The organism is Microbacterium sp. NPDC089321, assembly GCF_040684935.1.
Taxonomy (GTDB): Bacteria; Actinomycetota; Actinomycetes; order Actinomycetales; family Microbacteriaceae; genus Microbacterium.
On record NZ_JBFBGX010000001.1, the window covers coordinates 1,675,108 to 1,683,375 of the forward strand.

Here is an 8,268-nt window from a genome sequence, read left to right on the forward strand (position 1 = left end):
CGGTCGCGCGTGTCGCGCCTAGGCTTGCGGTGTGTGGCGACGAGAGGCGAAGGATGCTGAGAGCGCGGACCAGCGGGCCGCAGTGACTCTCGGCGACCTGAGCGACTCGTCTACCGGGGTCGACATCGCCCATGTGGCGGAGGAGCGGCGCACCAGCCTGCGCGCCCAGGCCGCCGATCTCGGCGGAGCCTCGCCGCTGACCACCTTCATCGATGCCGCGGAGTCGGTCATCGACATCTCGAAGGCGCATCCGGGCAGCCTCCCGCAGTTCATCACGGGGCGCTCCACCCTGCTGTCGAACCTGTTCAGGGACGAGGTCGGACTCCGCACCGCGAGAATGGCCGCCGAGCGGATCACCGCGCGCAACACCGAGCTGCGCACGGTGCGAGGCATCGACGCCGTCCGGCTCGCGGTCGGCATCGCGCGCTGGCGCCTCGGCGGCGCGCACTTCGCCGCGCCGGTGCTCCTGCGTCCGCTCGCGATCCGGCGCCACCACGCCGACTTCGAGCTGAAGCTGCACGGCCGCTTCGAGGTGAACCCCGAACTCGTGCGCGTCGCGCGCGAGCACTTCGGACTCGAGCTCGACCCGGCAGGTCTCGCCTCCCTCGCATACGACGGAGGCATCTTCAAGCCGCAGCCGGTGATCGATCAGCTGCGTGCACTGACCCACTCCATCGACACCTTCGCCGTGCATCCGCGCCTCGTCGTGTCGACCTTCGCCGATGTCGCCGACGCGATGGTCCGCGACATGGTCGACCTCGACCACCCGGTGCTCAACGCCCTCGCGGGGCACATCGGCGACCGCGAGCAGGTGACAGCACCGCGTGAGCTGCCGGCCTGGTCGAGCCCCGACGAGCGCGCCCCCGCCTCCGAGAGCCTCCTGCTCGACGCGGACTCCGAGCAGGAGGAGGTGCTCGCCCGCATCGCGGCCGGCCACTCGCTGGTCGTGTCGACGCTGCCAGGCACCGGGGGAACGCAGACGGTCATCAACGCGCTGGGCGGGTTCGTCCGCTCGGGACGACGCGTGCTCGTCGTCTCGGCACGCCGGTCGACCCTCGACGGCGTGCGCCACCGCCTTGCCGGCGTCGGCCTCGACGCGCTCGCCGTGTCGCCCACGCGCGCTCGCCGCGACCTGATCACCGCCATCGCACGCAGTGAGAAGGCGACCCAGCCGAAGGCGGCCGAGCTCGACGAGGCGCTGGTGCGTCTGCGCACGGTTCTGCGCGACTACCGCGGGGCTCTGTCGGAGCCGGTCGGCCGCACAGGAGCATCCGTGCTCGACGCGACCAGAGAGCTCACGCGACTCGCGTCGCTGCCGGTGCCCCCATCGACAGGGGCCCGTCTGTCGATGGAGACGCTCGAGAAGCTCTCGGGCGATCGCCGCGACGCCGCGCAGGCGCTCACGCGTGCCGCGAAGCTCGGCGAGTTCCGCTTCGGGCCCGACGACTCGCCCTGGTACGGAGTCAGCTTCGACAGCGCCGAAGCCGCGCAGAAGGCGCACGAGCTGGCCGGTCGCCTGCACGGCTCGGCCGTGCCGTCGCTGCTGGAGCGCGGCTACGAGCTCATCGCGCAGACCAGCATGCGCCCGTTCGGCACCATCGACGAGCTCGGCGAGTACGTGCGGCTGCTGCAGGGCATCCGGGACTCGCTCGACCGCTTCAGCCCGACCGTCTTCGAACGGCCGCTGGGCGAGCTGATCCAGGCGCACGGCTCGCGCCGCGACGCCCCAGGCATGTCGTCGGCGAACCGCCGCCGGCTCAAGAAGCTGGCCCGGGAGTACGTGCGACCAGGCGCCCACGTCTCGGAGATGCACGAGTCGCTGCTGCGCATCCAGCAGCAGCGCACGCAGTGGCAGCGCTACGTCGAGGCCGGGGTCGCGCCGCAGGTGCCGCTCGGACTCTCCGACGTGCACGTGGCCTGGCAGCGCGTGTCTGCCGAGCTGGCCGACCTCGACCACGCCCTCGGTCGCCGGGAGCCGCTCAGCTCGCTGCCCGTCGCCCGCCTGGTGCGCACGCTGTCCGGCCTCGCCGCGCGCTCCGCGGTGTTCGACAATCTCGTCGAGCGCACGCAGATCCGCGATGCGCTGACGGGTCTCGGGCTGCGTCCGCTGCTGTCGGATCTCTCGGTGCGTCACGTCCCCGAAGAGCGGGTCTCGGCCGAACTCGAGTTCGCCTGGTGGCAGTCGCTTCTCGAGCGCGCACTGCAGGACGACAGGTCGCTGCTCGGCGCGAACACCGCGGTCGTCGACCGCCTCGAGCGCGACTTCCGCCTCGTCGACGAGGCGCACACCGCGATGGCGGGCCCGCTGCTCGCCTGGAACCTGGCCAGCCAGTGGCGCATCGCGATCGTCGACGAGCCCGATCAGGCACGGCATCTGCGCAAGGCGCTCAAGAGCGGTGACGCGACGACCGCCGAGATCGTCTCGGCAGCACCCGATCTCACCCGCGTGCTCGCGCCGGTCTGGATCGCCTCGCCGTACGAGGTGCCGCTGATCCCCGACTCGGTCGAGTTCGACGCGGTGCTGCTCGTGGATGCCGCTGCCGTCAACCTCGCCGAGACCGCGCCCGCGATCAGGCGAGCCCGACAGGTCGTCGCCTTCGGCGATCCCGTCACTCAGCGCCCGACGCCGTTCACGGTCGCGACGCTCGTCGACCCCGACTGGGAGCCCGAGGTCGAGTTCGATGACGTCTCGGTCTTCGAGCGTCTCGCCGAGCTCTTCCCGGTCATGACCCTCACCCGCAGCTATCGCGCGGGAGGCGAAGACCTCGCCGAGCTCATCAACGACGCCTTCTACGGCGGCGAGATCGTGTCGCTGCCGTGGGCCGGCTCCTATCTCGGCCGCGGCAGCCTCACCGTCGACTACGTCGAAGGGGGAGTGGGCACGCCCGACCCCGAGACGGGCGCCGTCGAGAGCCCGGATGCCGAGGTCGCGCGCGTCGTCACACTCGCGGTCGAGCACGCCGTCCATCGACCCACCGAATCGCTGATGGTCATCACCGCGAGCCGCAGGCACGCGGAGCGCGTGCGGTCGGCCGTGGCATCCGCCTTCGCCGGCCGATCGGACGTCGCCGACTTCGTCGGGCGTGACACCGCCGAGCCGTTCGCCGTCCTCACGCTCGAGGAGTCGGTCGCCGAGAGCCGCGATCGCGTCATCTTCTCGCTGGGGTTCGGCCTCACCAAGCACGGGCGTGTTCTCAGCGACTTCGGCGACCTGTCGCAGCACGACGGCGAGCGTCTGCTGACCGTCGGCATGACGAGAGCCCGCCGCTCGATGGTGATCGTCTCGTGCATCCGCCCCTCCGCGTTCGACGAGGGCCGGCTCGAGCACGGGGCCTCGACCCTGATGTCGATCCTCGGCGGACTCGCGGCGAGGGGACGCGACGCGCGTCTCGAGGATCTCGCCGACCCGCTCACGCTCGCCCTGGCTCGCGAGCTGCGCCGGCTGGGTGCCTCGGTCGACGTCGACTACCGCGGCCTGCTTCCGCTCGTCGCGCAGCACGGCGGTCGTGCGGTGGTCATCGAGGCCGACCCCGAGACGCGCGGAGAGTCGCTGCGCGAGAGCGTGCGGCTGCGTCCTCAGGTGCTGCGCCGGCTCGGGTGGCACTACGTGCGCGTGCACGCCTTCGACCTGTACAGCGACCCGGCCACGGTGGCCCGCCGCATCGCCACGGTGCTCGGCATCGAGGAGGGCGCGGTGCGCGCAGAGCACGACACGCAGCCGCTCGACCTCGATGGCTGACGAGCGGCAGCGCATCGTGCGCGTCGCCGGTTCGCGGCGCGCGAGGCTCACGCCCGTCGAGGGCACGACGTCCGAACCGCATTCCCGCGATGAGCGCTCGACGCCGCCGACGGAGGAGCGAGGACCGAACGATGATCGGATGCTGCGCGACGTGCCGCCGCACTACTGAACCGCTCGCTCGCCGAGCCTCCTCAGAGAAGAAGAGGCGCCCCACCCGAAGGTGAGGCGCCTCGCGGCCCGCTGTGCGGGTCAGACGTTGTCGCTCTTGCGCAGCGCGTCGCGGATCTCGATGAGCAGCTCCTGCTCGGTCGGCAGGGTCTCCTCCTCGACGGCCGGGTTCTTCGCAGCCTGGTGCTCCTTGTACTTGTTCATCGGGACGACGAAGACGAAGTAGACGACGAGTGCGACGGCGAGGAAGCTGATGACTGCGGTGATGAGGTCGCCGAGCGGGAAGGTGACCTGCTGGCCGTACAGACCGGTGACGGTCGGACCGATCTTGCCGTCCTCGCTGGGCGCGTAGAAGAGCGCGACGAGCGGATTGATGATGCTCGAGACGACCGCGTTCACGATCGCCGTGAACGCACCGCCGATGACGACGGCGACGGCGAGGTCGATGACGTTGCCCTTGGTGATGAATTCCTTGAATCCCTGGAACATGGACTCCCCCTGGAGTTGCTTCGGCCTCAGGTCGAGGCCGGGGTCTTCGCGGGTGCCGGGTTGGCGCTCGTCGAAGACTCTGCCTTAGATGATGCCGAAGACGTCGAGGCGGCACCAGTATTTCCGCGCGAGTCGGTGCGATAGAAGCCCGAGCCGTTGAAGGTGACTCCGACCGATCCGTACTGCTTGCGCAGTGCTCCGCCGCACTCCGGGCAGAGGGTCAGCGAGTCCTCGGTGAAGGACTGCACGGCGTCGAACCGGTGGTCGCAGGCCGTGCACGCATAGGCGTAGGTGGGCATGGATGCTCCTGTCAGTTCCGCGCGGGCGACAGGGTGATGGTCTGCGTCGGGGTGACGATGCCATCGACCGGCTGGTCGTGCACTTCGCGCGGCAGCGAATCGAGTACTTCGGAATCATAGATCACGGCGTAGACGGGCGGGCAGCCCTCCATCGAGCCGATCGTCTTGTCGAAGTAGCCGCGTCCCCAGCCCAGCCTCGTACCCGATCGGTCGACCGCGGCGGCGGGGATGATCATGAGGTCGACATCGTTCACGGCGATCGGGCCGAGCACCTCGCCCGTCGGCTCGGGCAGGCCGAAGAGCCCTTCGGCCACCGTTCCGGAGTCGTCTGCGACGGCCCAGTCGAGCAGTCCGTCTGCGCGGGTGATCGGAAGCAGCACCCGGATGCCCCTGCGCACGGCGCCCTGCACGAAGGGCATGGTTCCCGGCTCGGTGGTGGTCGACAGGAAGCACGACACCGACCGCGCGCCGTGAGCGTCGACGAGGGCGTCGAGCTGGGCCGTGATGCCCGCGGCCGCCTCATCCCGCTGCGTCTCCGAGAGGATCTGACGGCGTTCGCGCAGTTCGGCGCGCAAGGCGCGCTTCTGCTGTTCTGCTTCGCTCCGCATGCCCCCGATCATACGGCGGCCGGTCTGGCAACCCACCGAGTCGGCGGCGGGGCCCACCACTAAGCTGAACCGCATGAGCACCATGAAGGCAGTCATTCCCGCTGCAGGTCTGGGCACGCGGTTCCTGCCTGCGACGAAGGCGATGCCGAAGGAGATGCTCCCCGTCGTCGACAAGCCCGCCATCCAGTACGTCGTGGAAGAGGCGGTCGCCGCAGGCATCGACGACATCCTGGTCATCATCGGGCGCAACAAGAACGCGATCTCCGATCACTTCGACTCCGTGCCTGAGCTGGAGGTGAGGCTGCAGCAGAAGGGCGACCACGGACGCCTCGAGCGCGTGGTGAAGTCCAGCGACCTCGCCGACATCCACTTCGTCCGGCAGGGCGAGCCCAAGGGCCTCGGTCACGCGGTGCTGCGCGCGAAGACGCATGTCGGCGACAGCTCCTTCGCCGTCCTCCTCGGCGACGACCTCATCGACGAGCGCGATTCGCTGCTCACCGAGATGATCGCGACCCACGAGCGCACCGGGGCCGCGGTCATCGCCCTCATGGAGGTCGATCCCGAGCAGATCCATCTGTACGGTGCGGCCGACGCGAAGGCGACCGACACCGACGGTGTGGTGCGGGTGGATGCCCTCGTCGAGAAGCCGGCGGCAGAGGACGCCCCCTCGAACCTCGCGGTGATCGGACGCTACGTGCTGCCGCCGGCGATCTTCGAGATCCTCGAGCGCACGCCGCCCGGCAAGGGCGGCGAGATCCAGCTGACCGACGCCCTGCAGGAGCTCGCGGCCGACTCCGACGGACCGGGTGTCGTGGGAGTGGTCTTCGGTGGCCGTCGTTATGACACGGGCGACCGCGCCGACTACATCAAGGCGATCGTGCAGCTCGCCACCGACCGCGATGACCTCGGCACCGAGCTGAGGCCCTGGCTCAAGCAGTTCGCGGCCGGTCTCTGACCGGGGGATGCGATGCCGAACGACATCCAGCCGGTGATGCGCTACGGCCCGGTCGGCCTGCGGCTGGTGAAGCCCCGGGACGCCCGGGTGCTGCAGCGGGAGCTGATGACGAACCGCTCGTGGCTGCAGCCGTGGGAGGCGACGATCCCCGGCGCCGCCACCGGCTTCGACATGCGCGCCAGCATCCGCCGGCTGCTTCAGCAGCACCGCGACGGAGCGGGGTACCCGTTCGTGATGGAGTACGACGGCGAGATCGCAGGGCAGCTCAACATCTGGGGGATCGCCCGCGGATCGCTGTCGTCGGCGACCATCGGCTACTGGGTGAGTGAGCGCTTCGCGGGCCGAGGCATCACGCCGACCGCTGTCGCCATGGCGACCGATGCGGCCTTCGAGCAGTTCGGTCTGCACCGGATGGAGATCTGCATCCGGCCCGAGAACCGTGCGAGCCTGCGCGTCGTGCAGAAGCTGGGGTTCCGGTACGAGGGGCTCCGGCGGCGCTACATCCACATCGACGGCGACTGGCGCGACCACTACGCGTTCGCGCTCACGCAGGACGAGGTGCCCCGCGGTGCGCTCTCGCGCTGGGTGAGCGGAGCGGCGCCGCAGGAGGCGGCGACGATCCCGCCGCACGACGCGCTGCAGAGCTGACGATCTGCGGCGACACACGCGCGGGAATGATCATTCCCCCTGCCGCAGTCGCCTACCGTTGAGTCCATGGATGGGCCGGTGCTGAGTGGGGGCGTGATCGTCCTCGTCGCCGTGCTGCTCTGGGTGCTGTACTTCGTGCCCAGCTGGCGCGGGCGACACCAGTACTATGCCGCCGAGCGCAACGCCGTCCGTCTCAATCAGGCCCTTCGCGTCCTCGCTGAGACGAGTGAGACGCCTGACGAGGTGCGACTCGAGCTGACCGCACGCACAGCCGCTGCTCAGCAGCGGCTCGCCAAGCGCGTGCAGGCGCAGAAGGAGAGCGCTCAGCTCGAGCTCCTCCGCGAGGAGCTCGCCGCGACCCGTCGTGATCCCGTGCTCCGTCAGGCACGGGCGCGACGCCGCGTCCGGCTGGCGGCGTCAGGTGCGATCGTGGTCGCAATCGGGATGCTGGCATCCGGGGTATGGCAGATCATCACCACTGGCGGATGGATGCTGGCCGCCGGCGGCCTCGTGCTCGCCGTGCTCGGACTCACCGTGCTGACGCGCATGGCCCAGGTCGCTCGCCGCAGTGCGCGGCGCGCAAGCCGTCCCGTCGCGGAGCACGTGGTCGAGCGTGTCTCGCCCCCGCTGCACGATCAGGGTCCGGCTGTCTGGACGCCGCGCCCTCTGCCGCAGCAGCTCGTGACGGTCGCCGGCTCGCGCGCGCAGACAGCTCAGGCGGAGATCGACGCTCGCGCCGAGCGTCAGCGGGCGGCACGCCGTGCCGAGCTGCGTCGCCGTGCGGAGGAGCTCGCGCCGGCTGCGCCCACAGTGCTCCCGGTCGCCCCGGCCGCGGCCGCGGGGGAGTCGCCGTACGCCCGGATGGGCGTCGTGGACGACGCCGAGATCGAGGCCCACGTGCGTCAGCTGCTCGCTCGGCGAGCGGCCGGCTGAACGCGTGATAACCTGAACTCTGTTCACGGGCCTATGGCGCAGTTGGTAGCGCGCCTCGTTCGCATCGAGGAGGTCAGGGGTTCGAATCCCCTTAGGTCCACACCGTGACAGAGAACCCCGGCACTGAGGTGCGGGGGTTCTCTGCATTCCGGGAGTGAGGAGACGGCGTCGGCACCGGCTGCGCACGCGCCCGCATCGGCGTGCGCCGGCCAGGTCGCCCCTCTCTGCGGGGCCATGCGACCGGTCGCGAGCAGCGCAGGCGACCACGAGCTCGGGCCGCTCGCACACGGTCGGACGCGGGACCTCCTGGTCAGGCATGCTTTCCTGCGCAGACGCGGGGGTGCGACACGCCCGGGGTGTGGTGGTGATTTGCGGGGGTGGTGGGTGGCGCGTAAATTATTACTTGTTCGCCCCAAGCGGTTGAGCGGA

At 70.2% G+C, this 8,268-nt stretch carries 8 protein-coding genes and 1 tRNA gene; 6 read left to right on the forward strand and 3 right to left on the reverse strand.

Going from position 1 to position 8,268, the window contains the following annotated elements; genetic code table 11:
• Positions 1-31 precede the first annotated feature (31 nt).
• Entirely contained in the window at positions 32-3,739 is a 3,708-nt protein-coding gene (locus AB0N59_RS07985) for an AAA family ATPase (RefSeq protein ID WP_363481117.1), read from the forward strand.
• Complete coding sequence (locus AB0N59_RS07990; protein WP_363481120.1) at positions 3,732-3,908, forward strand: hypothetical protein; 177 nt, start codon at positions 3,732-3,734, stop codon at positions 3,906-3,908. The genes AB0N59_RS07985 and AB0N59_RS07990 overlap by 8 nt, the downstream gene beginning before the upstream one ends.
• Positions 3,909-3,988: 80 nt before the next feature.
• Here AB0N59_RS07990 and mscL read toward each other — a convergent pair whose 3' ends face one another.
• The 3 genes from mscL to AB0N59_RS08005 are packed head-to-tail and all read right to left on the reverse strand — an operon-like array spanning position 3,989 to position 5,303.
• Positions 3,989-4,396, reverse strand: a complete 408-nt coding sequence (gene mscL / locus AB0N59_RS07995; protein WP_363481123.1) for a large conductance mechanosensitive channel protein MscL — start codon at positions 4,394-4,396, stop codon at positions 3,989-3,991.
• Between the two features lie 26 nt (positions 4,397-4,422).
• On the reverse strand, positions 4,423-4,695 hold the full coding sequence (locus AB0N59_RS08000; RefSeq protein ID WP_363481126.1) for an FmdB family zinc ribbon protein: 273 nt from the start codon (positions 4,693-4,695) through the stop codon (positions 4,423-4,425).
• A gap of 11 nt (positions 4,696-4,706) precedes the next feature.
• Positions 4,707-5,303 (reverse strand): 5-formyltetrahydrofolate cyclo-ligase, encoded by a 597-nt coding sequence (locus AB0N59_RS08005; protein WP_363481129.1) that lies wholly within the window; start codon positions 5,301-5,303, stop codon positions 4,707-4,709.
• An 82-nt stretch (positions 5,304-5,385) separates the two neighbouring features.
• On the opposite strand from AB0N59_RS08005, the gene galU reads away from it, so the two are divergent.
• The 4 genes from galU to AB0N59_RS08025 all read left to right on the forward strand — a co-directional run bounded on the left by galU (position 5,386) and on the right by AB0N59_RS08025 (position 7,939).
• Positions 5,386-6,258: a UTP--glucose-1-phosphate uridylyltransferase GalU gene (gene galU / locus AB0N59_RS08010; RefSeq protein ID WP_363481259.1), complete on the forward strand. Its 873-nt coding sequence runs from the start codon at positions 5,386-5,388 to the stop codon at positions 6,256-6,258.
• 36 nt (positions 6,259-6,294) lie between these two features.
• The gene (locus AB0N59_RS08015; RefSeq protein ID WP_363481262.1) at positions 6,295-6,906 is read left to right on the forward strand and encodes a GNAT family protein; all 612 of its coding nucleotides are present in this window, start codon (positions 6,295-6,297) and stop codon (positions 6,904-6,906) included.
• Between the two features lie 66 nt (positions 6,907-6,972).
• Complete coding sequence (locus tag AB0N59_RS08020; protein WP_363481132.1) at positions 6,973-7,839, forward strand: hypothetical protein; 867 nt, start codon at positions 6,973-6,975, stop codon at positions 7,837-7,839.
• A 27-nt stretch (positions 7,840-7,866) separates the two neighbouring features.
• A tRNA-Ala gene (locus AB0N59_RS08025) sits at positions 7,867-7,939 on the forward strand.
• Positions 7,940-8,268 lie beyond the last annotated feature (329 nt).